Source organism: Streptococcus oralis (assembly GCF_001075875.1).
GTDB classification, from domain to species: Bacteria; Bacillota; Bacilli; order Lactobacillales; family Streptococcaceae; genus Streptococcus; species Streptococcus oralis_I.
Map to the genome: position 1 here is coordinate 13,829 of NZ_JUOS01000192.1, position 24,380 is coordinate 38,208.

General features: G+C 38.7%; 25 protein-coding genes. 13 read left to right on the top strand and 12 right to left on the bottom strand.

Annotation, left to right across the window (positions count from 1 at the left end):
* Positions 1-4 precede the first annotated feature (4 nt).
* The 5 genes from ADM33_RS10180 (at position 5) to ADM33_RS10200 (ending at position 4,814) form a co-directional block, all read left to right on the top strand.
* On the top strand, positions 5-694 hold the full coding sequence (locus ADM33_RS10180; protein WP_049504993.1) for a CTP--phosphocholine cytidylyltransferase: 690 nt from the start codon (positions 5-7) through the stop codon (positions 692-694).
* 250 nt (positions 695-944) lie between these two features.
* Positions 945-1,745 carry a dihydroorotate dehydrogenase electron transfer subunit gene (locus tag ADM33_RS10185; RefSeq protein ID WP_049504995.1) on the top strand — a complete coding sequence of 267 codons (801 nt, stop codon included), beginning with the start codon at positions 945-947 and terminating at the stop codon, positions 1,743-1,745.
* A gap of 10 nt (positions 1,746-1,755) precedes the next feature.
* Positions 1,756-2,694 carry a dihydroorotate dehydrogenase gene (locus tag ADM33_RS10190; RefSeq protein WP_049504996.1) on the top strand — a complete coding sequence of 313 codons (939 nt, stop codon included), beginning with the start codon at positions 1,756-1,758 and terminating at the stop codon, positions 2,692-2,694.
* 65 nt (positions 2,695-2,759) lie between these two features.
* Positions 2,760-3,671 carry a bifunctional riboflavin kinase/FAD synthetase gene (locus tag ADM33_RS10195; RefSeq protein WP_049504999.1) on the top strand — a complete coding sequence of 304 codons (912 nt, stop codon included), beginning with the start codon at positions 2,760-2,762 and terminating at the stop codon, positions 3,669-3,671.
* Between the two features lie 174 nt (positions 3,672-3,845).
* On the top strand, positions 3,846-4,814 hold the full coding sequence (locus ADM33_RS10200) for a hypothetical protein (RefSeq protein ID WP_049505001.1): 969 nt from the start codon (positions 3,846-3,848) through the stop codon (positions 4,812-4,814).
* 242 nt (positions 4,815-5,056) lie between these two features.
* Here the strand turns inward: ADM33_RS10200 and ADM33_RS10205 are convergent, their stop codons facing one another.
* From ADM33_RS10205 to nrdH, 4 genes are all read right to left on the bottom strand, one after another.
* On the bottom strand, positions 5,057-5,824 hold the full coding sequence (locus ADM33_RS10205; RefSeq protein WP_049505004.1) for a DeoR/GlpR family DNA-binding transcription regulator: 768 nt from the start codon (positions 5,822-5,824) through the stop codon (positions 5,057-5,059).
* A 126-nt stretch (positions 5,825-5,950) separates the two neighbouring features.
* Complete coding sequence (gene nrdF, locus ADM33_RS10210) at positions 5,951-6,913, bottom strand: class 1b ribonucleoside-diphosphate reductase subunit beta (RefSeq protein ID WP_049505006.1); 963 nt, start codon at positions 6,911-6,913, stop codon at positions 5,951-5,953.
* A 173-nt stretch (positions 6,914-7,086) separates the two neighbouring features.
* On the bottom strand, positions 7,087-9,246 hold the full coding sequence (nrdE, locus tag ADM33_RS10215; protein ID WP_049505009.1) for a class 1b ribonucleoside-diphosphate reductase subunit alpha: 2,160 nt from the start codon (positions 9,244-9,246) through the stop codon (positions 7,087-7,089).
* A 68-nt stretch (positions 9,247-9,314) separates the two neighbouring features.
* Positions 9,315-9,533: a glutaredoxin-like protein NrdH gene (nrdH, locus tag ADM33_RS10220; protein WP_000259242.1), complete on the bottom strand. Its 219-nt coding sequence runs from the start codon at positions 9,531-9,533 to the stop codon at positions 9,315-9,317.
* 363 nt (positions 9,534-9,896) lie between these two features.
* Between nrdH and ADM33_RS10225 the strand changes: the two genes are divergently transcribed.
* From ADM33_RS10225 to udk, 3 genes are all read left to right on the top strand, one after another.
* Complete coding sequence (locus ADM33_RS10225) at positions 9,897-10,160, top strand: phosphocarrier protein HPr (RefSeq protein WP_000146952.1); 264 nt, start codon at positions 9,897-9,899, stop codon at positions 10,158-10,160.
* A gap of 4 nt (positions 10,161-10,164) precedes the next feature.
* Positions 10,165-11,898, top strand: a complete 1,734-nt coding sequence (ptsP, locus tag ADM33_RS10230) for a phosphoenolpyruvate--protein phosphotransferase (protein WP_049505011.1) — start codon at positions 10,165-10,167, stop codon at positions 11,896-11,898.
* Between the two features lie 124 nt (positions 11,899-12,022).
* Complete coding sequence (gene udk, locus ADM33_RS10235) at positions 12,023-12,661, top strand: uridine kinase (RefSeq protein WP_006154270.1); 639 nt, start codon at positions 12,023-12,025, stop codon at positions 12,659-12,661.
* 200 nt (positions 12,662-12,861) lie between these two features.
* Here the strand turns inward: udk and ADM33_RS10240 are convergent, their stop codons facing one another.
* From ADM33_RS10240 to ADM33_RS10250, 3 genes are read right to left on the bottom strand one after another with little or no spacing between them, the layout of a single operon-like run.
* The gene (locus ADM33_RS10240; protein ID WP_049505013.1) at positions 12,862-13,425 is read right to left on the bottom strand and encodes an ECF transporter S component; all 564 of its coding nucleotides are present in this window, start codon (positions 13,423-13,425) and stop codon (positions 12,862-12,864) included.
* Positions 13,409-13,960, bottom strand: coding sequence for a phosphopantothenoylcysteine decarboxylase (gene coaC / locus ADM33_RS10245; RefSeq protein ID WP_049505016.1), 552 nt, complete (start codon positions 13,958-13,960; stop codon positions 13,409-13,411). The genes ADM33_RS10240 and coaC overlap by 17 nt, the downstream gene beginning before the upstream one ends.
* A gap of 11 nt (positions 13,961-13,971) precedes the next feature.
* Complete coding sequence (locus tag ADM33_RS10250; RefSeq protein ID WP_049505017.1) at positions 13,972-14,661, bottom strand: phosphopantothenate--cysteine ligase; 690 nt, start codon at positions 14,659-14,661, stop codon at positions 13,972-13,974.
* 232 nt (positions 14,662-14,893) lie between these two features.
* Here ADM33_RS10250 and ADM33_RS10255 point away from each other — a divergent pair, with 232 nt between their 5' ends.
* Positions 14,894-16,564, top strand: a complete 1,671-nt coding sequence (locus ADM33_RS10255) for a formate--tetrahydrofolate ligase (RefSeq protein WP_049505019.1) — start codon at positions 14,894-14,896, stop codon at positions 16,562-16,564.
* A gap of 89 nt (positions 16,565-16,653) precedes the next feature.
* Here the strand turns inward: ADM33_RS10255 and lysS are convergent, their stop codons facing one another.
* The 5 genes from lysS to ADM33_RS10280 form a co-directional block, all read right to left on the bottom strand.
* Positions 16,654-18,144 (bottom strand): lysine--tRNA ligase, encoded by a 1,491-nt coding sequence (gene lysS, locus ADM33_RS10260; RefSeq protein ID WP_049505021.1) that lies wholly within the window; start codon positions 18,142-18,144, stop codon positions 16,654-16,656.
* Between the two features lie 140 nt (positions 18,145-18,284).
* Entirely contained in the window at positions 18,285-18,905 is a 621-nt protein-coding gene (locus tag ADM33_RS10265) for a histidine phosphatase family protein (RefSeq protein WP_049505023.1), read from the bottom strand.
* Complete coding sequence (locus ADM33_RS10270; RefSeq protein ID WP_049505025.1) at positions 18,905-19,387, bottom strand: aminoacyl-tRNA deacylase; 483 nt, start codon at positions 19,385-19,387, stop codon at positions 18,905-18,907. The genes ADM33_RS10265 and ADM33_RS10270 overlap by 1 nt, the downstream gene beginning before the upstream one ends.
* Positions 19,387-20,229, bottom strand: coding sequence for a DUF368 domain-containing protein (locus tag ADM33_RS10275; protein WP_049505028.1), 843 nt, complete (start codon positions 20,227-20,229; stop codon positions 19,387-19,389). The genes ADM33_RS10270 and ADM33_RS10275 overlap by 1 nt, the downstream gene beginning before the upstream one ends.
* A gap of 109 nt (positions 20,230-20,338) precedes the next feature.
* Positions 20,339-21,139: a glycoside hydrolase family 25 protein gene (locus ADM33_RS10280; RefSeq protein ID WP_049505030.1), complete on the bottom strand. Its 801-nt coding sequence runs from the start codon at positions 21,137-21,139 to the stop codon at positions 20,339-20,341.
* A 156-nt stretch (positions 21,140-21,295) separates the two neighbouring features.
* On the opposite strand from ADM33_RS10280, the gene glmU reads away from it, so the two are divergent.
* Genes glmU through ADM33_RS10300 form a run of 4 tightly spaced genes read left to right on the top strand, consistent with a single transcriptional unit; the run spans position 21,296 to position 24,258 of the window.
* Entirely contained in the window at positions 21,296-22,675 is a 1,380-nt protein-coding gene (gene glmU, locus ADM33_RS10285) for a bifunctional UDP-N-acetylglucosamine diphosphorylase/glucosamine-1-phosphate N-acetyltransferase GlmU (protein WP_049505031.1), read from the top strand.
* Positions 22,676-22,684: 9 nt separating this feature from the next.
* The gene (locus ADM33_RS10290) at positions 22,685-23,248 is read left to right on the top strand and encodes an NUDIX hydrolase (protein ID WP_049505034.1); all 564 of its coding nucleotides are present in this window, start codon (positions 22,685-22,687) and stop codon (positions 23,246-23,248) included.
* Positions 23,241-23,552: a cell wall synthase accessory phosphoprotein MacP gene (macP, locus tag ADM33_RS10295; RefSeq protein WP_000517859.1), complete on the top strand. Its 312-nt coding sequence runs from the start codon at positions 23,241-23,243 to the stop codon at positions 23,550-23,552. The genes ADM33_RS10290 and macP overlap by 8 nt, the downstream gene beginning before the upstream one ends.
* Positions 23,553-23,562: 10 nt before the next feature.
* Positions 23,563-24,258 carry a 5'-methylthioadenosine/adenosylhomocysteine nucleosidase gene (locus ADM33_RS10300; protein WP_049505036.1) on the top strand — a complete coding sequence of 232 codons (696 nt, stop codon included), beginning with the start codon at positions 23,563-23,565 and terminating at the stop codon, positions 24,256-24,258.
* Positions 24,259-24,380 lie beyond the last annotated feature (122 nt).

Sequence of the window (24,380 nt, forward strand, 5' to 3'; positions counted from 1 at the left end):
GCGCGTGAAAGCGATTATCTTAGCAGCTGGCTTGGGAACTCGTTTGAGACCCATGACAGAAAATACTCCCAAAGCCTTGGTTAAAGTTAATCAAAAACCTTTGGTTGAATATCAAATTGAATTTTTAAAAGAACGTGGTATTAATGATATTATCATCGTTGTAGGTTATTTGAAAGAACAATTCGATTACCTTAAAGAGAAGTATGGAGTTCGTTTGGTCTTCAACGATAAGTATGCTGATTACAATAATTTTTACTCACTTTACTTGGTAAAAGAAGACTTGGCTAATAGCTACGTTATTGATGCGGATAACTATCTTTTCAAAAATATGTTCCGTAATGATATCGAACGTTCAACATATTTCAGTGTTTATCGTGAAGACTGTGACAATGAATGGTTCCTAGTTTACGGAGAAGATTACAAAGTTCAAGATATCATCGTTGATAGCAAGAATGGACGTATCTTAAGTGGAGTTTCATTCTGGGATGCTCCAACAGCTGAAAAGATTGTTGGATTTATCGATGAGGCTTATGCAAGCGGTGAATTTGTAGATCTCTACTGGGACAACATGGTTAAAGATAATATCAAAAAACTAGATGTTTACGTAGAGGAATTGGAAGAAAATTCTATCTACGAAATTGACAGTGTCAAAGATTATCAAAAATTAGAAAAGATTCTTTCTTCACAAAAATAAGTAAACTAAAATACGTCAGACACCTTACCTATTTTTGCTTGACTTTTTAGGGTTGATACAGTATACTAGTGAAAATTTAACCTTTAAGGGCAGTCCAGAGAGACTCACAAGGTGTCAGAGAAAAGAAGCTACAATGGAAACAAGTAAGCAAGTGCTTATTTGCTACTTTTGTGTAAATATCTTAACTGAAACCTTGCAAGTGCAAGGTTTTTCTTTATCTGATCCCCTTAAAATTTAAGGAGGAAAAGTTATGAATCCAAATTGTAAAAAACGAATGGGTGTAATTCGCTTGGAAGTTATGAGAGTAGTATCTCAGGAGGAAATCGCGCCAGCAATCTTTGAGCTTGTACTTCAAGGAGAAATGGTCGAAGCTATGAAAGCTGGCCAATTTCTTCATTTGCGTGTACCTGATGATGCCCATCTCTTACGTCGTCCAATTTCGATTTCATCAATAGATAAGGCGACTCAGCAATGCAGACTTATCTATCGAGTTGAAGGAGCAGGGACAGCAATCTTTTCAACCTTAAAAACAGGTGATAGCATAGATGTTATGGGACCTCAAGGAAATGGCTTTGATTTATCTGATTTAGACAAGCAGAATCGTGTTCTTATTGTTGGTGGTGGAATAGGAGTGCCGCCCTTACTCGAAGTAGCTAAACAACTACATGAGCGTGGTGTTGAAATAACAAGTGTTTTAGGATTCGCTACTAAAGATGCCGTTATTTTGGAAGATGAATTATCCAAATTTAGTCAGGTCTTTGTAACGACTGATGATGGATCTTATAGAATCCAAGGAAATGTATCAGTAGTGATTAATGAATTTGACACAGAATTTGATGCAATCTACTCATGCGGAGCACCTGGTATGATGAAATACATCAACCAAACATTTTACGACCATCCAAGAGCTTATCTATCACTAGAATCCCGCATGGCCTGTGGTATGGGGGCTTGCTACGCTTGCGTCTTGAAAGTACCTGATAGTGAAATAGTTAGTCAACGTGTGTGTGAAGATGGCCCTGTATTTAAAACAGGCACAGTAGTTTTATAAGGAGAGTGTCATGACTACAAATCGATTACAAGTTTCTCTACCAGGCTTAGAATTAAAGAATCCTATCATTCCTGCTTCAGGCTGTTTTGGATTCGGTCAAGAATATGCCAAATACTATGATTTGGACCTCTTGGGCTCTATCATGATTAAGGCTACAACCCTTGAACCACGTTTTGGTAATCCAACTCCTCGAGTGGCTGAAACACCTGCAGGTATGCTAAACGCCATTGGTTTACAAAATCCTGGTTTAGAAGTCGTTCTCTCTGAAAAATTACCTTGGCTTCAAAGAGAATATCCAAATCTCCCTATAATCGCAAATGTTGCTGGCTTTTCAAAACAAGAATACGCGGCCGTATCTCATGGAATTTCTAAGGCAACTAACGTGAAAGCCATTGAGCTCAATATCTCTTGTCCTAACGTTGATCATGGGAATCATGGACTTTTAATTGGACAAGATCCTGAGTTGGCCTATGATGTGGTGAAGGCTGCCGTAGAAGCATCAGAAGTGCCCGTTTACGTCAAATTGACTCCAAGTGTTACTGACATCGTAACCATTGCTAAGGTTGCAGAAGATGCTGGAGCTAGTGGACTCACCATGATCAATACCCTTGTAGGGATGCGTTTTGATCTCAAAACTAGAAAGCCGATTATTGCAAATGGGACAGGTGGCATGTCTGGACCTGCAGTATTTCCTGTAGCCCTAAAACTAATCCGGCAAGTAGCTCAAACAACTAAACTTCCAATCATTGGTATGGGAGGAGTGGATTCAGCTGAAGCTGCCTTAGAAATGTATCTGGCTGGTGCATCAGCTATCGGAGTCGGTACAGCAAACTTTACCAATCCATATGCTTGTCCAGATATTATCGAAAATCTACCAAAAGTCATGGACAAATATGGTATTGATAGTCTAGAGCAACTCCGTAATGAAGTCAAAGAAAGTTTGATCTAAGTTTTATATGCTGAATTCAGTCTAAATTGTTTTGAAAGCGCCATTTTTTTGGTATAATAAATACTATGATTATTACAGTACCTATTAAAACAGAAAAAGATATTGCAACACCAGGACCAAACGTCCTTGTACTTGGTTATTTTGATGGAGTTCATCTTGGACATCAAAAATTATTTGAAATAGCTTCTAACATTGCTGCTGAAAAGCGCCAGGGAGTAGCTCTAGTAACTTTTAACGAATCACCTAAACTAACTCTGAATCAATACTCACCTGAACACTTATTGCATATTTTGTATGCTAGTGAACGTGAGCGTAGATTGAAGAGAGCTGGAGTTGAGAGTTTGTATTTGATGGATTTCACTAGTCGAGTAGCAAATATGACTGCCCAAGAATTCATTGAGACCTATGTCAAGGAAGCAAAGGCAGATACTATTGTAGTTGGTTTTGACTATACTCTTGGTTCAGATAGAAAAACAGCTGAGGATTTAAAAGAACTCTTCCATGGTGAAGTGGTTATTGTTCCACCAGTTGAGGATGAAAAGGGGAAAATTAGTTCAACGCGTATCCGCCAAGCCATTCTAGAAGGAGATGTAAAAGAAGCAGGCAAACTTTTGGGATTTCCTTTACCAACGAGAGGTGTAGTGGTTCACGGAAATGCTCGAGGTCGAACTATTGGCTTCCCGACAGCTAATCTAGTCAACTTGGATCGAACATATATGCCAGCTGATGGTGTTTATGCCGTTGACGTTGAAATTCAAAGAAAAGTCTATCGTGGTATGGCGAGTCTAGGTAAAAATGAAACCTTTGATGGCGAAGAAGAGCGTTTTGAAGTTCATATCTTTGATTTTTCTGACGATATCTATGGGGAAACTGTCATCGTTTCCTGGTTGGACCGTATCCGTGATATGGTAAAATTTGATAGCGTTGATCAATTGGTTAAGCAACTTAAGCAAGATGAACAGATGGCAAGAAAATAGAATTTGAAATAATAGGAGAGTTTGAGATTATCTCAAGCTCTTTTTTTGAAATATCATATAAAATTTTTGATAAGCGCTCTCTTCCTTTGTTTAATAGCATTTGTATTAAAGACTATTATTGAAATTTATAGGAATTTTTGCTATAATTTAATCATCAAACTAAAGGAGATTATGATGTTTAAAGAAAAAAGAAATAAAGGCTTTATTTCAGGGCTTATTCTTTCACTAGTTTTCTTTGCTTTTTCTGCAGGAACTGTCTTCATGTGGAATCATCATCAACATCCAATGGATCCATTTTCAGACGACACACGGTCAGGTAAAGAAGTTACTATGACTGTCTATGATATCTATCCAGAAGTGGTTGGAGAAGTTGAAGGTGGAAGTGTTTTATATCTTGTGCAATATAGCAATGATGGTGATGGTAAATTTGCAGTTGTAGAGGCTAAAGAAAATGATAAAGAGATTCAAAAACTTATGGATCAAGCTGCAACTGAAACACTTATTGATAATCCAGCTACTCTAGTAGGTACACAGTTACAACCTCTAAGTAAAAATGTCAACAACAAATCTCGAAATAATAGAATTGTAGATTTGTCTGGCTTTCTTGACTCTATACTTGAACCAGATTCAACTGTTGCATTGAACATGAATTCAAGTGTCTATCTAAGTTTAACTGAACACTCAAAAGATGGCTGGTGGCATATCATAAGTGCTGCAATTTTTGGAGGAATTGGCTTAGTCACATTAGTGAGTGCCTTTCTTCTTCGTAAAAAATCTATCGCAGCATTTGAAGAGCTTTATCAAGCCTATCCTGAATTGCAAGGAAATGTTGAAAATCTAACTGGTTTGGCAGAATTTTATGATGAGAGTCTAAAGGTAATCCTTTATAAAAATCATCTCATCACTTACTTTAAAGGGACTCAAGCTTTAGACCTACGAGATGTTGAGCAACTCTATCTAGTCGAAACTAGAATTAACCGTTCCCTAATCACAAATAAAGTCTACCAGTTCTGCTATATTCGTAAGAATGCTAAGAAAAAACAAGACATGACCTTAAAAACAACTAAAACAGTTCAAGAGCAACTGGAAGAACTTTGGGATTTAATCTCAGATAAATTTCCAGATATTCATATAGGAATTTAATAGCAAAGCATCGATTTTCGATGCTTTTTATGTTCATACTAATTGGCTACTATCGTTATAATTTTGATAGATCTTAGAGATAATTTCTTTATGCTTTGTGCGGTGTCTTCATTATAAATAAAACTTGTATGCAATATAAATCTTCGCTTTACATCTTTAACTAAGAAAATTATTGATTGCAAAATAAAAAACTAGCCATGGAATTAGTAGTAGCTACTAGATTCTATGACTAGTTGTAGAGTTTAAGGTTTTGACTTTATAATTTTAGTTTGTTTAGACAGAGATAGGAGTGTTTGGTCACTTAATTTAGAATCAGTGATAATAGTATCGATATCTGAAATGTTGTAAAATGTAAAGAAATCAAACTTATCAAATTTGCTATGGTCAGCTAGGAGATACTTTTTATTGGCATTTTCCAGTGCTAATTTCTGAGATTCCCCTTCGTCTTCACTAAAAGTAGCGATAGCCTGATCCTTGATACCATTACAACTAACGAAGGCTTTTGAAAATTGCAAACTAGCGATATCTTGAAGGGTTAGAGTACCTACAAAGGCTCCAGTAATTGAACGATAATTACCACCGATTAAAATTAGGTCAGTTAGCTTACGCTCATTTAGAATGAGAAATACAGGCAAACTATTAGTAACAACACGAATGTTATCGATAGAAAGCTCACGCGCAAAGAACTCTAACGTGGTACCTGGACCAATGAAAATAGTTTCTCTTTCTTCAACCATGTGACCGGCAAAGCGAGCAATTTCTTGCTTTTCTGCTGTCTGTAACCCCTGTTTTTCAACGTTAGAACGCTCATTGTTTAACAAAGAACCTGTTCGAAGTTTTTCAGCTCCACCATGAACTCGAACCAGCAAATCCTTATCCGCTAACTCTTGTAAATATCGTCTAGCTGTCATATCGGAAATATCAAGGCGATTCATAATCTCTTTAACAGTGATAGTCCCTTTTGTATTAACAATTTCTAAAATAGTATCTAGTTTTTCTTGCTTCAGCATTGAACCACCCCCAAATCTAATATTATTTTATCATATTTTAAACAGCTAAGCAACTTAAAAAAACAAAAATAAACAAAAAAAAACATCTAGTTTTTAAATAAACTTAGATGTTTTTTAGGTTAGGTATTAATTTAGTCCATAGTTATAGTCATCATCCTGCATAGCTTCAACTTCACCAAGTAGATAACCATTACCAACTTGAGAGAAGAAGTCGTGGTTTGATGTACCAGTTGAAATCCCATTCATGACTATTGGGTTGACATCATCAGCTGAGTCAGGGAATAGAGGATCTTGCCCCAAATTCATAAGAGCCTTATTTGCATTGTAGCGAAGGAAGGTTTTGACTTCTTCTGTCCAACCAACACCGTCATAGAGGCTTTCTGTATAGCCTTCTTCGTTTTCATAAAGAGTGTAGAGAAGGTCGTACATCCATTCTTTGAGTTTTTCTTGCTCTTCTTCTGGCAATTCATTGAAACCAAGCTGGAACTTGTAGCCGATGTAGGTTCCGTGAACTGACTCATCACGAATAATCAATTTGATAATTTCTGCTACGTTGGCCAACTTGTTGTTTCCAAGATAGTAGAGTGGTGTAAAGAAACCAGAGTAGAAAAGGAAGGTTTCAAGGAAAACACTTGCTACTTTCTTCTCAAGAGGAGTTCCGTTTAGGTAGATTTCATTGATAATTTCAGCTTTTTTCTGAAGATATGGATTGGTGTTGGTCCATTCGAAAATCTCTTCTATTTCTGACTTAGTATTCAAGGTAGAAAAGATAGAAGAGTAAGACTTAGCATGAACAGATTCCATAAACTGGATATTGTTAAAAACAGCTTCCTCGTGAGGCGTACGAATATCAGCACGAAGGGCTTGAACACCAGTTTCTGATTGCATGGTATCAAGAAGGGTCAAACCTCCAAAAACTTTACCAACAAGGTCTTTTTCCTTGTTAGAAAGCTTTCTCCAGTCATCTAGGTCATTTGACAAGGGAATACGCGTATCGAGCCAGAACTGCTCAGTCAGTTTTTCCCAGGTTGATTTGTCAATGACATCTTCGATGGCATTCCAGTTAATGGCTTTGTAGTAAGTTTTCATTTGAAATCTCTTTCTGTGTGTAGTAATGCGATAACGTAATCGTTCTTATTTTATCATAATTCTATACTATAATCGAACAAAAAGTCGGAAGCCCGACTTTTAAATTCTTACATGATTTTATCAGCAAAATACGTTTAATGGATTAAGTAAATGTAATTTCTTTGAGAGTTGAATTAAATCACACAGCTCTCGCATTGGTTAGCACCGACTTCTCCACCATCATCTGTAAAGGTACGGACGTAGTAGATAGACTTGATACCTTTGTTGAAGGCATAGTTACGAAGGATAGACAAGTCACGTGTCGTTTGTTTGTTTTCTTTTTTCCATTCGTAAAGGCCAGTCGGAATATCACTACGCATGAAGAGAGTGAGTGAAAGTCCTTGGTCCACGTGCTCAGTTGCAGCTGCGTACACATCGATGACCTTACGCATATCCATGTCGTAAGCAGAAGTATAGTAAGGGATGGTTTCTGTTGACAATCCAGCAGCAGGGTAGTAGATCTTACCAATTTTCTTCTCTTGACGTTCTTCGATACGTTGCGTAATTGGGTGGATAGAAGCAGAAACATCGTTGATGTAGCTGATCGAACCATTTGGCGCTACAGCAAGGCGATTTTGGTGGTAAAGTCCATCTGCTTTAACTTTATCACGAAGTTCAGCCCAGTCAGCAGCAGTAGGGATAAAGATATCTTTGAAGAGTTCTTTAACACGGTCTGATTTCGGAAGAAATTCGTCAGTCAAATACTTATCAAAGTAGCTTCCGTTAGCATAGTCTGATTTGTCAAAGTTGTGGAAGGTGATACCTCGTTCACGCGCGATATTGTTTGACTCTACCAAGGTCCAGTAGTTCATAAGCATGAAGTAGATGCTTGTAAATTCAACAGACTCAGGTGAACCGTATTCAATCAATTGTTGGGCAAGGTAGCTGTGAAGTCCCATAGCTCCAAGTCCAAATGTATGAGCTTGGCTGTTTCCGTGGTCGATAGTAGGAACTGCGACGATGTGTGAACTATCTGTAACGAAGGTCAAGGCACGTACCATAGCTCGGATAGAACGACCAAAGTCAGGTGATGTCATCATGTTGACTACGTTTGTTGAACCAAGGTTACATGAAACGTCAGTACCCATTTTAAGGAACTCCTGAGCATCATTGATAAGACTTGGTTCTTGGACTTGAAGAATCTCTGAACACAAGTTACTCATGATAATCTTACCATCGACAGGATTTGCACGGTTAGCAGTATCGATGTTTACTACATAAGGATAGCCAGATTCTTGTTGCAATTTAGAAATCTCAGTTTCCAAATCACGCGCCTTTATTTTTGTCTTGCGGATGTTTGGATTTGCAACTAGCTCATCGTATTTTTCTGTGATATCGATGTAGTTGAAAGGTACACCATACTCTTTTTCTACAGAATATGGGCTAAATAGGTACATTTCTTCATTCTTACGTGCTAATTCGTAAAATTTATCTGGAACCACAACACCAAGTGAAAGGGTCTTGACACGCACTTTTTCATCGGCGTTTTCCTTCTTAGTTGAAAGGAAGGCGATGATATCTGGGTGGAAGACATTCAGGTAAACGACACCAGCACCTTGACGTTGACCGAGTTGGTTTGAGTAAGAGAAGCTGTCTTCGAAAAGCTTCATAACTGGTACGACACCAGAAGCAGCACCCTCATATCCTTTGATAGGAGCTCCAGCTTCACGAAGGTTGCTGAGGGAAATTCCTACACCACCACCGATACGTGAAAGTTGAAGAGCAGAGTTGATAGAACGTCCGATAGAGTTCATATCATCTGTTACCTGGATCAAGAAACAAGATACCAACTCACCACGACGAGCACGACCCGCGTTCAAGAAAGAAGGAGTAGCAGGTTGATAACGTTGGTGGATGATTTCGTTGGCAATATCAATAGCAATCGCTTCATCACCATCCGCGAAGTAAAGGGCATTAAAGAAGACACGGTCTTCCATGCTTTCAAGGTAGTATTCTCCGTCATTAGTTTTCAGAGCATACTGATTATAGAATTTATAGGCAGCCATGAAAGACTTAAATTGGAAGTTTTGATCCTTGATAAATTGGTGTAGTTCTTCCAAAAATTCTGGACGGTATTTCTTGATAAATGCTGTCTCAATGTAGTTATGCTCAATGAGGAAGTTGATTTTATCCGCAATTGAGTTAAAAACCATTGTATTTGGTACAACATTTTCTTTAAAGAAGGCTTCTAAAGCTTCCTTGTCTTTGTGAAGCATAATTTGTCCATTAACAGGACGGTTAATTTCATTATTAAGACGGAAGTAAGTCACATCTTCAAGTTGTTTTAATCCCATAAAAATTCCTTTATCTAATTACAAAAGAAAGGCTTCTAAGGTAGACATAGAAGCTTTTGTCCTGATTCTTAAGCAAGTTGTTTGAGTTTACCTGGTTGGAAACCAGAGAAAACTTCTGTTGGTGTCTGAATAATAGGAGCAGCACTAAAGCCGAGCTCTTTTACTTGATCAATGTATTCAGGTTGCTCATCAAGATTGATTTCTTTATATTCAACATTATTACTGTCTAAAAAACGTTTCGTCATTTTACATTGGACACAGTTGTTTTTAGAATATACGGTTACCATTTCTGTAACTCCTCTTTAAAATTTTATTACTTTCTTAGTATATCAGAAAAAAAAACTTTGTCAACTTTCTAAAACTAAATCTTGTGTACTTATTTTACTGATTTTACTAACAAACACAATATATAGTGTAGCATTGAGAAACAACGACAGAAAAATCAATGATTTCATTATAGACAACTTAACAAAAACTACATACTGTGTTTTGCTATATTTAATAGAAGATTTTCAGCAAGTTATCTGAAAGGAAATTGAAGAAAGTCCATAAAATACTTGAAAAATATCAATGAAGGTGATATAATACTAAATTGTAAGGGTTATCAGATATGTAACTCAACAAGAAAACTATTAAAGGAGAGTCAAACTATGGCTTCTAAAGATTTCCACGTAGTGGCAGAAACAGGTATTCACGCACGTCCAGCAACATTGTTGGTACAAACTGCTAGCAAATTTGCTTCAGATATCACTCTTGAGTACAAAGGTAAATCAGTTAACCTTAAATCTATCATGGGTGTAATGAGCCTTGGTGTTGGTCAAGGTGCTGACGTTACAATCACTGCTGAAGGTGCAGACGCTGATGACGCTATCGCTGCAATCTCAGAAACAATGGAAAAAGAAGGATTGGCATAAGGAAATGACAGAAATGCTTAAAGGAATCGCAGCATCTGACGGTGTTGCAGTTGCAAAAGCATATCTACTCGTTCAACCGGATTTATCATTCGAGACTGTTACAGTCGAAGATACAAATGCAGAAGAGGCTCGTTTGGATGTTGCTCTTGAAGCTTCTCAAAACGAGCTTTCTCTTATCCGCGAGAAGGCTGTAGGTACGCTTGGTGAAGAAGCGGCACAAGTATTTGACGCCCACTTGATGGTTCTTGCTGACCCTGAATTGATCGGTCAAATCAAAGAAACTATCCGTGCTAAGAAAGTGAATGCAGAAGCAGGTCTGAAAGAAGTTACAGACATGTTTATCACAATCTTTGAAGGCATGGAAGACAACCCATACATGCAAGAACGTGCAGCGGATATCCGCGACGTAACAAAACGTGTATTGGCTAACCTCCTTGGTAAAAAATTGCCAAACCCAGCTTCTATCAATGAAGAAGTAATCGTGATTGCTCACGACTTGACTCCATCTGATACAGCTCAATTGGACAAAAACTTTGTAAAAGCTTTTGTAACAAACATTGGTGGTCGTACAAGTCACTCAGCTATCATGGCTCGTACACTTGAAATCGCTGCAGTTTTGGGTACAAATAATATCACTGAAATCGTTAAAGATGGTGACCTACTTGCCGTTAATGGTATTACAGGTGAAGTGATTATCAACCCTACTGAAGAACAAGCGGCTGAGTTTAAAGCAGCTGGTGAAGCTTACGCTCAACAAAAAGCTGAGTGGGCACTTTTGAAGGATGCTCAAACAGTTACTGCTGACGGTAAACACTTCGAATTGGCAGCAAACATTGGTACTCCAAAAGACGTTGAAGGTGTTAATGACAACGGTGCAGAAGCTGTAGGTCTTTACCGTACAGAGTTCTTGTACATGGATTCTCAAGACTTCCCAACTGAAGACGAGCAGTACGAAGCATACAAGGCTGTTCTTGAAGGAATGAACGGTAAGCCAGTTGTTGTCCGTACAATGGATATCGGTGGTGACAAGGAACTTCCTTACTTCGATATGCCACATGAAATGAACCCATTCCTTGGATTCCGTGCTCTTCGTATCTCTATCTCTGAAACAGGAGATGCAATGTTCCGCACTCAAATCCGTGCTCTTCTTCGTGCTTCTGTACACGGTCAATTGCGTATCATGTTCCCGATGGTTGCGCTTTTGAAAGAATTCCGTGCAGCTAAAGCAGTCTTCGATGAAGAAAAAGCTAACCTTCTTGCTGAAGGTGTTGCAGTTGCGGATGACATCCAAGTTGGTATCATGATTGAAATTCCTGCAGCAGCTATGCTTGCAGACCAATTTGCAAAAGAAGTTGACTTCTTCTCAATTGGTACAAACGACTTGATCCAATACACAATGGCGGCAGACCGTATGAACGAGCAAGTTTCATACCTTTACCAACCATATAACCCATCAATCCTTCGTTTGATCAACAACGTTATCAAAGCAGCTCACGCTGAAGGTAAATGGGCTGGTATGTGTGGTGAGATGGCTGGTGACCAAACAGCTGTTCCACTTCTTGTCGGAATGGGCTTGGATGAGTTTTCTATGTCAGCGACATCTGTACTTCGTACACGTAGCTTGATGAAGAAACTTGACACTGCTAAAATGCAAGAATACGCTAACCGTGCTCTTACAGAATGTTCAACAATGGAAGAAGTTCTTGAACTTTCTAAAGAATACGTTGACTTCGATTAATCAATTACAAATCCTTGTAGCTTCTAGCTATGAGGACTTTTTCTTCTATTTTGTAGAAAACTCCATCTGTAAAAATTATCAAAAATATGGTAAAATAGACAAGGGAAAATACAAGGAGGCTACAATGCAAAATAGACCAATCATTATCGGAGTAACAGGGGGATCTGGAGGAGGAAAGACAAGCGTATCTAAAGCAATCTTGTCACATTTTCCAAATGAGAAAATCTCTATGATTGAGCATGATTCCTACTATAAAGATCAATCTCATTTAACCTTTGAAGAACGTATCAAGACCAACTATGACCACCCTTTTGCTTTTGATACTGATTTGATGATTGCGCAAATCAAAGAATTGTTGGCAGGACGTCCAGTTGATATTCCTACCTACGACTATGCTGCCCATACCAGAAGTTCTAAAACTTATCGTCAAGAACCTCAGGATGTCTTTATCGTAGAAGGAATCTTAGTTTTGGAGGACAAACGACTTCGTGATTTAATGGATATCAAGATTTTCGTAGATACAGATGATGACGTTCGTATCATTCGCCGTATTAAGCGTGATATGGAAGAACGTGGTCGTAGTCTAGATAGCGTTATTGACCAGTATCTTGGTGTAGTGAAACCCATGTATCATCAATTTATTGAGCCAACAAAGCGTTATGCAGATATCGTTATTCCAGAAGGAGTGACCAATACAGTAGCTATTGATTTGCTAACAACAAAGATTGAAAAGATTTTAGAAGAAGCACGTCTTGCCCAATAATAAGCAGATAAAAAGGCTGTGGGAAAGTAAAGATTTTATCAAGATTGAACCTTTTTCTCATATCCGTGAATCTTTACAATCATGCTTTTAGATAGAGAAAAATATTGTTTCAAAGGATTTTTTGACTCTTTAAGATTCACTAAATGCTGGAGCAGAGTTTCAGCGCAAATAAAAATCGAGGTCGGGATTTTCCCGACCTCTTATTTTTTGATTTTTTCAAGTCTCGGAACAATAACTAGGGTAAGTATTGCTGAGATAATCAGTTCTGCAATAGAGTTTGTTGAGATAACAGTAGCTAATAGTTTTTGGATATTTCCGTCAAAAACATTTCCAAAGAGGAAGAAGATACCGCCTAGTACAAATACAGTATTAGTAAGGGAACCGAGCGCTCCCGCAAATATAAGCCCCGCCTTGTTTCTGAGGTGTTTATAGACAAAGTATGGTGTTAAACCAATTAAGATACGAGGAATAATAGCAATAGCAAGTGAAGCTAAATTACCATTCGGCACAAAAGGAGAGAAGAGGTAGCTAGTTGGGAGAATCGTAATCGTATTGACTGTCAAGCTAATCATTCCCATCAAGAAACCTAAGATAGCCCCAATCCGTGGTCCGTAGATGATACTAGCAATGATGACTGGGATATGGACAATGGTTGGTTTAATTGGAAGTGGCAAGACATTAAAGACAATAGAGCTCAGCAAATGAATGACAATCATGCTGGCAAAAAAGATAGCAATAGGAGCAATATTAGAGCGTTTGTTCATGAAGTTTTTCCTTTATCTGTTGTAAAATAGTATCAAGATCAGCAAGAGCACCACGTCCTACATCGCCACAGGCCAGTAGGGACTCTTTTGGAGCAATAATTGTATAACCATAAGTTTCTAAAGTTTCTAAGTTTGTTTGAGTTGCTGGATGGTCATACATTTTGGTATTCATAGCAGGTGCCACTAGCTTTGGAACATAGTGGGGCAAGGCAAGAGCAGTAGAGGTTACCATATTGTCGGCAAAACCATATGCTACTTTTGCAATCGTATTAGCGGTAGCAGGGGCAAGGATAAACAAATCTGTTTCTTTGCCTAACTCGATATGATTGACTTTGTCAGGATAAGGTTCCTGCATAACATCCAGATGTACCGTATTTTGAGATAGGACTTGAAGGGTTAAAGGTTGGATAAAGGCAGTCGCAGCCTGGGTCATAAGTACCGTAACAGAATGCCCCTGTTTCTTCAAGTTACTAACCAAATCAGCAGCCTTGTAAGAAGCAATAGAGCCTGTAACAGCGAGTGTAATACGAGCCATATTATTCCTTTCTAATGATCAAATCCTTGAATTCTCTTGGTTAACAAGTCAGCAATTTCTTGCTTGCTAGTAGCAAGCTGATAATCTTTTTCTTCTACTAGATAAGCCAGGTGCTGATTTTCATTAATCTGAGTGAGGTCATTAGCGACAATCAAGTCAGCTTGATTCTTTTCAAGACTTTCTCTAGCGATTTGAATCAGATGCTCCTTGGTAACATCGACAAGCAGTTTAAAGCCGATGAGATGGATACTTGGATTCCATTCTTTGACAAGAGAAATAATTTTAGGATTTTTCTTGAGAAATAGGACTTGCACCTCATCCTTAGAGGAGATCTTTGTTTCCGTATTTTTCTTATGCAAAAATTCACTTAAATCTTGGCTTGCTTGAACTTCATCGAGACCAGTCATGTAAACTGGGCTGTAGTCAGAAACAGCCATTGAATGGATCAAGACTTGATAATCAGGGACAATCCGTTTCATCTCTTGGAGTAAATCGGAAGTGTTTTGGATTTCAATCATAGTCAAATTCGGGTGTAGTTCTGGCTTTAATGCTTGTCTCGTAGTAATCAGACAAACGTGATGCCCAGCCTTTAGTAAAGTCTCAGTTATTACTTTACCAAGTCTACCAGTAGAGTGATTGGTAATGGAGCGAACTCGATCAATGGCTTCGCTTGTACCACCAGATGTAACTAAAATTTTCATAGAACTATTGTACAAAAAAATGAGCAGTAAGTAAAATGAAAGCGATAAAATATTATGTGAAATCCTAACTTTAAACTATAGTTAAAACCTATAAAGGCATATAAAAATTTAAATAGTAGCCGATAAATCCTTTGAGGACGCTATATTTACGAACGTTATCAAGCTTTATGTCTGTTAAAAATCTTGTTTTGTGTTATAATGAATTAACACATTTGAGGTAGAGGAGTTTGTTATGAAAACAGATATTGAAATTGCACAGAGTATCGAGTTAAAACCAATCGTTGATGTTGTAGAGAAACTAGGCATCTCTTACGATGATTTAGAATTATACGGAAAATATAAGGCTAAGCTTAGCTTTGATAAGATTCGTGAAGTTGAAAGCAATCCAGTTGGTAAATTGATCCTGGTTACAGCTATCAACCCAACACCTGCTGGTGAAGGAAAGTCAACTATTACCATCGGACTTGCTGATGCTTTGAATAAGATTGGTAAGAAAACCATGATTGCTATTCGTGAACCATCTCTTGGTCCTGTCATGGGGATTAAAGGAGGTGCAGCTGGTGGTGGTTATGCCCAAGTGTTACCAATGGAAGATATCAACCTTCACTTTACTGGAGATATGCACGCTATCACAACTGCCAATAATGCTCTTTCTGCCTTGATTGACAACCACTTGCACCAAGGAAATGAGCTAGGAATTGACCAACGTCGTATTCTCTGGAAACGTGTTGTTGACTTAAACGACCGTGCTCTTCGTCACGTAACTGTTGGACTCGGTGGACCTCTTAATGGTATTCCTCGCGAAGACGGATTTGATATCACTGTTGCTTCAGAGATCATGGCCATACTTTGCTTAGCAACTGACATCGAAGATTTGAAACGCCGTTTGGCTAATATCGTCATCGGATACCGTTATGACCGTACTCCAGTTTCAGTTGGTGATTTACAGGTTGAAGGCGCCTTGGCACTGATTTTGAAAGATGCTATCAAACCAAACTTGGTTCAAACAATTTATGGTACACCTGCCTTTGTACATGGTGGCCCATTTGCCAATATTGCCCATGGTTGTAACTCTGTATTGGCAACGACAACAGCACTTCACTTGGCTGATTACACAGTAACTGAGGCTGGTTTTGGTGCGGACCTTGGTGCTGAGAAATTCCTGGATATCAAGACTCCAAACTTGCCAACATCTCCTGATGCAGTAGTCATTGTTGCAACCCTCCGTGCTCTTAAGATGAATGGTGGGGTTGCTAAGGATGCTTTGACAGAAGAGGATATAGAAGCTGTTCGTGCAGGATTTGCAAACTTGAAACGTCACGTTGAGAATATCCGTAAGTTCGGTATTCCAGCAGTTGTTGCAATTAACGAATTTGTATCTGATACAGAAGCAGAAATCGCAGCCTTGAAAGAACTTTGTGCTTCAATCGATGTTCCAGTCGAATTAGCAAGTGTTTGGGCAAATGGTGCAGAAGGTGGAGTGGCTCTGGCTGAAACTCTCGTCAAAACAATCGACGAAAACCCAGCTAACTACAAACGTTTGTATGACAATGACCTTTCAGTACAAGAAAAGATTGAAAAGATTGTCACTGAAATCTATCGTGGAAGAAAAGTAAACTTCGAGAAGAAAGCTCAAACTCAAATCGCACAAATCGTTCAAAATGGTTGGGACAAATTGCCAATCTGTATGGCCAAAACTCAATACAGTTTCTCAGATAATCCAAATGCTCTTGGTGCACCTGAAAACTTTGAAATTACCATTCGTGAATTGGTACCAAAACTGGGTGCAGGCTTTATCGTTGCCCTTACTGGTGACGTCATGACCATGCCTGGGCTTCCAAAACGCCCAGCAGCTCTTAACATGGATGTTGAAAGTGATGGAACTGTCCTTGGTTTATTCTAATAAGAAAATTTAAAGACAAGCTCAACAGTGATCTTGTCTTTTTGTGAATACTAAAAAATCTCCTAGAATGTGACTAGGAGATTTGTATTTTATTTCATAGTTGGGAAAAGAAGTACATCACGGATAGTAGTAGTATCTGTGAGTAGCATGCAGAGACGGTCGATACCGATTCCCAAACCACCTGTTGGTGGCATACCATATTCAAGGGCTTCGATGTAGTCGTAATCAATGCCTGTTGCTTCGTCGTCACCAAGCTCTTTGGCTTTTGCTTGGGCTTCAAATCGGCTAAGCTGATCGATTGGATCGTTCAATTCTGTGAAGGCATTTCCATATTCTTTAGTCATGATGAAGAGCTCGAAACGGTCAGTAAAGCGCTCGTCTTCAGGATTCTTCTTAGCAAGTGGAGATACAGCTACTGGGTGACCATAAACAAAGGTAGGCTGAATCAAAGTTTCTTCGACAAATTCTTCAAAGAAGGCATTTATGATGTGACCAACTTCGGTGTAGTGTTTTTCAACTGGGACTTTCTTCTCAGCCGCGATAGCTTTGGCTTCTTCGAAAGTCATATCTTTCCAGAAATCAACATCTGTAATTTCCTTGATTGCATCAACCATGTGTACACGTTTAAATGGTTCGTTGATCTTGATTTCAGTTCCTTGATAGATAACTGGACCGTCACCTTTAACAGCTTTAGCTACGTGTTGTATAATGCCTTCAGTCAAGTCCATGATATCGTGGAAGTCTGCATAAGCTTGGTAAACTTCGATAGAAGTAAACTCAGGGTTATGTGTAGCATCCATTCCTTCGTTACGGAAGATACGGCCAATCTCATAAACACGCTCCATACCACCAACGATAAGGCGTTTCAAGTGAAGCTCAGTCGCGATACGAAGCACCATGTCAATGTTTTGAGCATTGTGATGAGTGATGAATGGGCGAGCAGCGGCACCACCAGCTTCGTTGTGAAGAACTGGTGTTTCAACTTCAAGGAATCCTTTTTGGTCTAGGTAACGACGGATTTCAGAGATGATTTTTGAACGAGTAACAAAACGTTCGAAGCTTTCGCGGTTAGAAATCAAGTCAAGATAACGTTTACGGTAAATCGTTTCAACGTCAGTTAGACCGTGGAATTTTTCAGGAAGTGGACGAAGAGCTTTAGACAAGTGAGTGATGTGTGTAGCCTTGATAGAGAGTTCTCCCATATCCGTACGCATAACTTCACCTTCGACACCAAGGAAGTCTCCTAAGTCAGCCTTTTTAAAAATTTCGTAGTTTTCTTCACCGACAGCATCCTTACGAACGTAGATTTGGATTTGACCTTCGCGGTCTTGAAGGTGGGCAAAGCCTACTTTTCCTTTACCTCGTTTAGTCACCAAACGTCCAGCAATAGTAGCAGTTTCGTTTAATTCGTGTAGTTTTTCTTTATCGAGATCAGCATATTTATCTTTTAGTTCTTGTGAATTTGCAGTGCGTTCAAAGCGTTTACCGAATGGATCAATTCCTTGTTCGCGGAGCGCAGCCATTTTTTCACGGCGAACGATTTGCTGGTCATTTAGTTCTTCCATATGTTCTGTTGACATGGTTTCCTCCTAGTTTTTACTCAATACTTGATAGGATGAGTCTATATTACGATACTCCCATTTTAACATAAATGTCAAATAAATTCACGGATATTCTACAAAATATAAAAAGAACTTAACAGTGATTGTTAAGTTCAGTTCTAAGTTTGATAAGAAGTGTCATTCCAGACTATTAGATTGAAGTTTTCAAAGTCGGATGTTTCAAGAACGGTAACACTAGCATTTGCTAGACCACCATCTTTTCTAAGTAGAGGAAGATCATAACCTAGCAGAGTTTGTATACTTGCTGTGAGATTGGCTCCGTGACCGACAATCATGACATGTTCAAAAGGTTTAGACTCTAATGATTTGATAAATTGAATGGTTCGTTTAGTTGTTTGATAGACAGACTCTGCACCAAACATAGTCGAATCGAATTTTGCTAGATTGGTACGAAAAGCATTTAATTGCTCGGGATAGATGGCTTCCAAGGTTGCAAATTTTGCACCTTCAAGTTTTCCAAGTTGCCATTCTCTTAGTGAGGGTATCTCTTCTAATGGACAGCTGTTTTTCAGTTGACTTTGGACAATTTGAGCGGAAGTTTTAGCCCGAGGAAGATCACTAGAATAAATCACATCAAATGAAGTTTCCTGAAGATACTGACCTAGTTTTTTTAAGGTCTCAATGGATTCATCTAAGAGTGGAGAGTCACCACTCGCTCCTTGAAAACGTCCCTCCAGATTCCAAAGTGTTTTACCGTGACGAATAAAATAGAATTTCATTAGTTACTTGCCTCCAAGATATCTGCAAATTCAGCTTTAACAAAGGATGCTAGATCTTGAGGATTGATAATGATACTATGACCAACCTCCCCTGCGGAAACAATCATTTCATTCAGTTGAAGAGCAGTTTGGTCGATAAAGATAGGATAGTTATGTTTTTGACGGATTCCAACTGGATTATTGGCACCGTGGATGTAGCCTGTTGTTTTTTCTAGGTCTTTTTGTGGAATCATGCTGACTTTCTTATTACCAGAAATCTTAGCCAGTTTCTTTTCAGAAAGATGTTCAGTGATAGGTACGATTCCAATAATTGGTCCAGTTTTATCTCCCAGAAGTGCTAGAGTCTTAAAAATCTGACTCTTTTCATAACCTTGAGGCATTTCACCTTCCAAGGCATTAATTTGAATACCTGTATGGTTTATTCCTTCCTTGGTTAAAATTTGTTGAACCAAGGTTTTCTTGACTTTTACTTTTTTTGCCATTATTTATACTTATCCTCCAATTGACTCATCCAGATTCCCAACCAAATCCCTAGGGCAAAGAAGAAAGCAATCAGTACATATGAAACTAGTGACAAACCACTGTAACTAATACTTTCAGCATTTCCAGCGTTTGGAATAAGGATCAAGAGTGTACTTGATAATACGATTCCAATGATAAAATGATACACACGTGAGTGATAAAGGCGAAGAGCATAGTCCATGAATTTAGAGAAAATAATCAGAGTGATAAGAAGCCCAATTCCAATTGGTAAGAAGGTTCCAAACAAATCAAAAGTCTTGAACCCTGTTAACATAGGGACATAAAGGCCAAGAATCAAGAGAAGATTGGAAGGACTAAGCCCTGGAACCAAAATACCAAGCGCCAACAAACAACCAGCCAGTGTAAAGTTAAGGAAGCTTGCAGATAGAGAACCAACTACAAAATTCAAGGCATAGAGGGCGATACCTGAGATGATGAAGGTTGCCCAAAACCATATGTGATCAACCTTATCTCTATCAGAGTCACGAGTTGATTCTTTGACAAGACTTGGGATGGTACCAATGATAGCTCCAGCAAAACTCCACAATACATACACTTGATAATTCTCTAAAAGATACTCGATTGGATAGGAGAAAAGTCCGATACCTAGAAGCATTCCAATGCCGACAGGAAGGAAAAAGAGCACATCTTCTTTTAAATTCTTAAAAGGATGGGCAAGAAATCGAATCATTCTCTCATAAATTCCCAAGATAGCAGCAAGAACGCCACCAGAAATCCCTGGTAGAATGAAACCTAGGGCGATTACAATTCCCTTAATAATTTTTGATAGCCATGATAACATAGAGGGCCTCCGAGATTTATATTCTATATAGATAAAATAGTGATTTAATACTGAAAAATAAAGAAAAGCAAGCAGAAAGCAATGTCTGACTTGCTTATTGTGATAGTGATTAAGGATTTAAAAACAATTTTCTAAAGGTTTCTTCCTTGTTCTTTGATGAAGAAATAAGGTTCAAATCGAGGTGATGTTCAAATCCACCAAGATTTCCATGTGAAGTGTATTGGTGAAGGTCATAGCTAAGATCTGTTTTTGGAGCATTCTCATAGTAACCTGAGTTAGTTCCATAGGAAGGTATCCAGATTGCTGAGTAATTATCAACGCTGATACTATGTTCCTCCATAAAGTAAACACCAACATAGATACCGATATTTTTTGCACCCAGTGAAGCTAATTTAGCACGAAAGGCCTCAACGCCCTGATTCATGTCAGACATAGTCTTTTCTTCAACATCAAGCCAATAGTAACTAGGGTTGTAAGGAGAAGCGGCGTTATAGAAGGCTTCAGCAGCCTTTTCCATTTCTTCAACATTTTTTCCAGCTACATAGGCGTAAACAGCAACAGGAATATTTCGTTTTTGGAATTCAGTGATATGCTCTTTATAAGCCTTGTCGACTCCATTTTTGAATGAAGCATCGTTTTCAACAGAAACTTGAGCTCCACTATGAACCCGAACAATCGCACCTGAAATATTTTGAGTTAAGGTGTCATAATTGATCTCAGATGGTCTTTGCCAGCCAGAAACATCAATAATCGGCTTGTTGATATTATGTAAAGCTTGAGTTTCTACTTGAACTGGATTTTGCTTTGTTCTGACTGGATGGTCTTCAAACTTGGGTCTGTTAATGATTAAAATACCCACGATAGTCGCTAATACAGTAAAAATAAAAACAGGGTTTATTTTCTTTCTCATACTTTTATAGTGTATCGTAAATGGTGAAAAAAATCAAAAAAAAATACTCGAAATCATGTAGAGAATGCGATGTTTTATAGCACTTGCCTTCTTTTGTGTTTGAAAGAGCAAAAATATGATATAATTAAAAGGAATTTCTATAGAAAAGAGAAAAATATGGCAAATTATGCAGTTATTTTAGCAGCGGGTAAAGGTACTCGTATGAAATCAGATCTACCAAAAGTCATGCACAAGGTTGCAGGAATTTCTATGCTGGAGCATGTTTTTCGTAATGTAGGGGCCATCAAGCCTGAAAAAACAGTAACGGTTGTTGGTCATAAGGCAGAGCTAGTTGAACAAGTTTTAGCTGGTCAAACTGATTTTGTAAGACAGTCTGAGCAATTAGGAACTGGTCATGCGGTTATGATGGCTGAGCCAATTCTTGAAGGACTTTCCGGACAAACATTGGTTATTGCTGGTGATACACCACTCATTACTGGTGAAAGTCTAAAGAATTTGATTGATTTCCACGTTAATCACAAGAACGTAGCTACAATCCTAACTGCGGAAGCTGAAGATCCATTTGGTTATGGGCGTATTGTTCGTAACGAGAATGCTGAAGTGCTTCGTATCGTGGAGCAGAAGGATGCGACTGATTTTGAAAAACAAATTAAGGAAATCAATACAGGAACCTATGTCTTTGATAATGCCCGCCTCTTTGAAGCTTTGAAGAATATCAACACCAACAATGCCCAAGGCGAATACTACATTACTGATGTCATCGGCATTTTCCGTGAAGCAGGCGAAAAAGTTGGAGCCTATACTCTGAAAGACTTTGATGAAAGTCTCGGAGTTAATGACCGTGTTGCCCTTGCGACAGCTGAAGGCATCATGCGTCGCCGTATTAACCAAACGCATATGGTTAATGGTGTAAGTTTTGTGAATCCTGAAGCTACTTACATTGACATCGATGTTGAGATTGCTCCAGAGGTTCAAATTGAAGCAAATGTAACCCTCAAAGGTTCTAGTAAGATTGGTGCAGGAACTGTTTTGACCAATGGAACTTATATCCTTGATAGCACTATCGGTTCAGGGACAGTGATTACAAACTCCATGATTGAAGAAAGCACGGTTGCAGATGGCGTTACAGTTGGACCATATGCCCATATTCGTCCAGGATCAAGCCTTGCGAAAGATGTACATATCGGGAACTTTGTTGAAGTCAAAGGTTCAAGCATCGGTGAAAATACAAAAGCTGGTCATTTGACTTATATTGGTAACTGTGAAGTTGGTAGTGATGTCAACTTTGGTGCAGGAACCATCACTGTAAATTACGATGGTCAACACAAGTTTAAAACAACCATTGGTAACAATGTTTTCGTTGGTTCAAATTCAACCATCATTGCTCCAGTAGAACTTGGAGATAATTCTCTTGTTGGAGCAGGTTCAACCATTACTAAGGATGTTCCAGCTGATGCCATTGCTATTGGACGAGGTCGCCAAATTAATAAGGACGAATATGCAACTCGTCTCCCTCATCATCCTAATAATAAATAGGAGCTAACGATGGAATTCGAAGAAAAGACTATAAGTCGTAAAGAAATCTATAAAGGACCGATCTTCCAATTGGTTCAAGACCAGGTTGAACTCCCTTCTGGCAAAGGTAGAGCGCAACGTGATTTGATTTTCCACAATGGAGCAGTTTGTGTCCTTGCAGTCACTCCAGAAAATAAGATTGTCCTTGTTAAACAATATCGCAAGGCGATTGAAAAAGTTTCTTATGAAATTCCTGCAGGTAAACTTGAAATCGGGGAGAATGCAGATCCAGAAGCAGCAGCCCTTCGTGAATTAGAGGAAGAGGCAGCCTATACTGGCAAATTAAGCCTTCTCTATGATTTTTACTCAGCGATTGGATTTTGTAACGAGCGCTTAAAACTTTACTTGGCAAGCGATTTGAGAAAAGTTGAAAATCCTCGTCCTCAGGATGAAGATGAGACTTTGGAGTTGCTTGAAGTCAGTCTAGACCAAGCTAAAGCACTGATTCAGTCAGGAGATATTTGTGATGCCAAGACCATCATGGCTATCCAGTACTGGGAATTACAAAAAAATAGTGGAGGAACCCATGGGTAAACCTTTATTAACAGATGAAATGATTGAACGTGCCAATCGAGGAGAGGACATCTCAGGTCCTCCCTTGCTAGATGATGAGGAAACTAAGATTTTACCGACTTCTTCTCAAAATTTTGGCTATTCGCGAACCAAAGATCATGGTTTTAGCCAGGATACACTGACCATCGAAGTTGAACCTTCTATTCACAAAAGTCGTCGGATTGAAAATACTAAGAGAAATGTCTTTAATTCTAAATTAAACAAGATTCTTTTTGCAGTCATTTTTCTTTTGATTTTGTTAATTCTAGCAATGAGATTTATTTAAGGGGTCTATCATGAAAATTGGAATTATAGCAGCTATGCCAGAAGAGCTAGTTTACTTGATTCAACACTTGGACGATGCCAGCGAAGAAAAGGTTCTGGGAAATAGCTATTATACTGGTAAGATTGGGTCTGCCGAGCTTGTACTTGTAGAGAGTGGAATCGGAAAAGTCATGTCTGCAATGAGTGTCGCTATCTTAGCGGATCACTTTCAGGTGGATGCAGTGATTAATACTGGATCTGCTGGTGCAGTGGCAAATGGGATTGCAGTAGGCGATGTAGTGATTGCAGACAAGCTTGCCTATCACGATGTTGATGTGACTGCCTTTGGCTATGATTACGGTCAAATGGCTCAACAGCCTCTCTATTTTGAATCAGACAAAAAGTTTATCAGTTTGATTCAAGAGAGTTTGTCTAAACTGGACCAAACTTGGCATTTAGGTTTAATTGCGACAGGAGACAGTTTTGTTGCTGGAGAAGATAAAATCAAAGCGATAAAAGAGCACTTCCCTCAAGTTCTTGCTGTAGAGATGGAAGGGGCAGCTATTGCTCAAGCAGCTCAGGCTTTGAACCTTCCTTTCTTAGTCGTTCGTGCCATGAGTGACAATGCTAATCACGAAGCATCTGTTTCCTTTGATGAATTTATCGTAGAAGCAGGACGTCGTTCTGCCCAAGCCCTAATGACGCTTTTGCAGTCTATAAAGGACTAATAGAATAATTACTGAGAGTGGGACAGAAATCGGTAATTCGTTAGAATTCGATTTTGTCGTCCCACCTCCGCAAAGTTGAGTAGGGCTGTAAAAGCTGATGAAATCAGCGTAGTAGAGCCCAC

Coding starts and splice junctions, on each gene's coding strand:
- ADM33_RS10185 (WP_049504995.1), top strand. CDS start 945: ATGAATCCAAATTGTAAAAAACGAATGGGTGTAATTCGCTTGGAAGTT.
- ADM33_RS10190 (WP_049504996.1), top strand. CDS start 1,756: ATGACTACAAATCGATTACAAGTTTCTCTACCAGGCTTAGAATTAAAG.
- ADM33_RS10195 (WP_049504999.1), top strand. CDS start 2,760: ATGATTATTACAGTACCTATTAAAACAGAAAAAGATATTGCAACACCA.
- ADM33_RS10200 (WP_049505001.1), top strand. CDS start 3,846: ATGTTTAAAGAAAAAAGAAATAAAGGCTTTATTTCAGGGCTTATTCTT.
- ADM33_RS10205 (WP_049505004.1), bottom strand. CDS start 5,824: ATGCTGAAGCAAGAAAAACTAGATACTATTTTAGAAATTGTTAATACA.
- nrdF (WP_049505006.1), bottom strand. CDS start 6,913: ATGAAAACTTACTACAAAGCCATTAACTGGAATGCCATCGAAGATGTC.
- nrdE (WP_049505009.1), bottom strand. CDS start 9,246: ATGGGATTAAAACAACTTGAAGATGTGACTTACTTCCGTCTTAATAAT.
- nrdH (WP_000259242.1), bottom strand. CDS start 9,533: ATGGTAACCGTATATTCTAAAAACAACTGTGTCCAATGTAAAATGACG.
- ADM33_RS10225 (WP_000146952.1), top strand. CDS start 9,897: ATGGCTTCTAAAGATTTCCACGTAGTGGCAGAAACAGGTATTCACGCA.
- ptsP (WP_049505011.1), top strand. CDS start 10,165: ATGACAGAAATGCTTAAAGGAATCGCAGCATCTGACGGTGTTGCAGTT.
- udk (WP_006154270.1), top strand. CDS start 12,023: ATGCAAAATAGACCAATCATTATCGGAGTAACAGGGGGATCTGGAGGA.
- ADM33_RS10240 (WP_049505013.1), bottom strand. CDS start 13,425: ATGAACAAACGCTCTAATATTGCTCCTATTGCTATCTTTTTTGCCAGC.
- coaC (WP_049505016.1), bottom strand. CDS start 13,960: ATGGCTCGTATTACACTCGCTGTTACAGGCTCTATTGCTTCTTACAAG.
- ADM33_RS10250 (WP_049505017.1), bottom strand. CDS start 14,661: ATGAAAATTTTAGTTACATCTGGTGGTACAAGCGAAGCCATTGATCGA.
- ADM33_RS10255 (WP_049505019.1), top strand. CDS start 14,894: ATGAAAACAGATATTGAAATTGCACAGAGTATCGAGTTAAAACCAATC.
- lysS (WP_049505021.1), bottom strand. CDS start 18,144: ATGTCAACAGAACATATGGAAGAACTAAATGACCAGCAAATCGTTCGC.
- ADM33_RS10265 (WP_049505023.1), bottom strand. CDS start 18,905: ATGAAATTCTATTTTATTCGTCACGGTAAAACACTTTGGAATCTGGAG.
- ADM33_RS10270 (WP_049505025.1), bottom strand. CDS start 19,387: ATGGCAAAAAAAGTAAAAGTCAAGAAAACCTTGGTTCAACAAATTTTA.
- ADM33_RS10275 (WP_049505028.1), bottom strand. CDS start 20,229: ATGTTATCATGGCTATCAAAAATTATTAAGGGAATTGTAATCGCCCTA.
- ADM33_RS10280 (WP_049505030.1), bottom strand. CDS start 21,139: ATGAGAAAGAAAATAAACCCTGTTTTTATTTTTACTGTATTAGCGACT.
- glmU (WP_049505031.1), top strand. CDS start 21,296: ATGGCAAATTATGCAGTTATTTTAGCAGCGGGTAAAGGTACTCGTATG.
- ADM33_RS10290 (WP_049505034.1), top strand. CDS start 22,685: ATGGAATTCGAAGAAAAGACTATAAGTCGTAAAGAAATCTATAAAGGA.
- macP (WP_000517859.1), top strand. CDS start 23,241: ATGGGTAAACCTTTATTAACAGATGAAATGATTGAACGTGCCAATCGA.
- ADM33_RS10300 (WP_049505036.1), top strand. CDS start 23,563: ATGAAAATTGGAATTATAGCAGCTATGCCAGAAGAGCTAGTTTACTTG.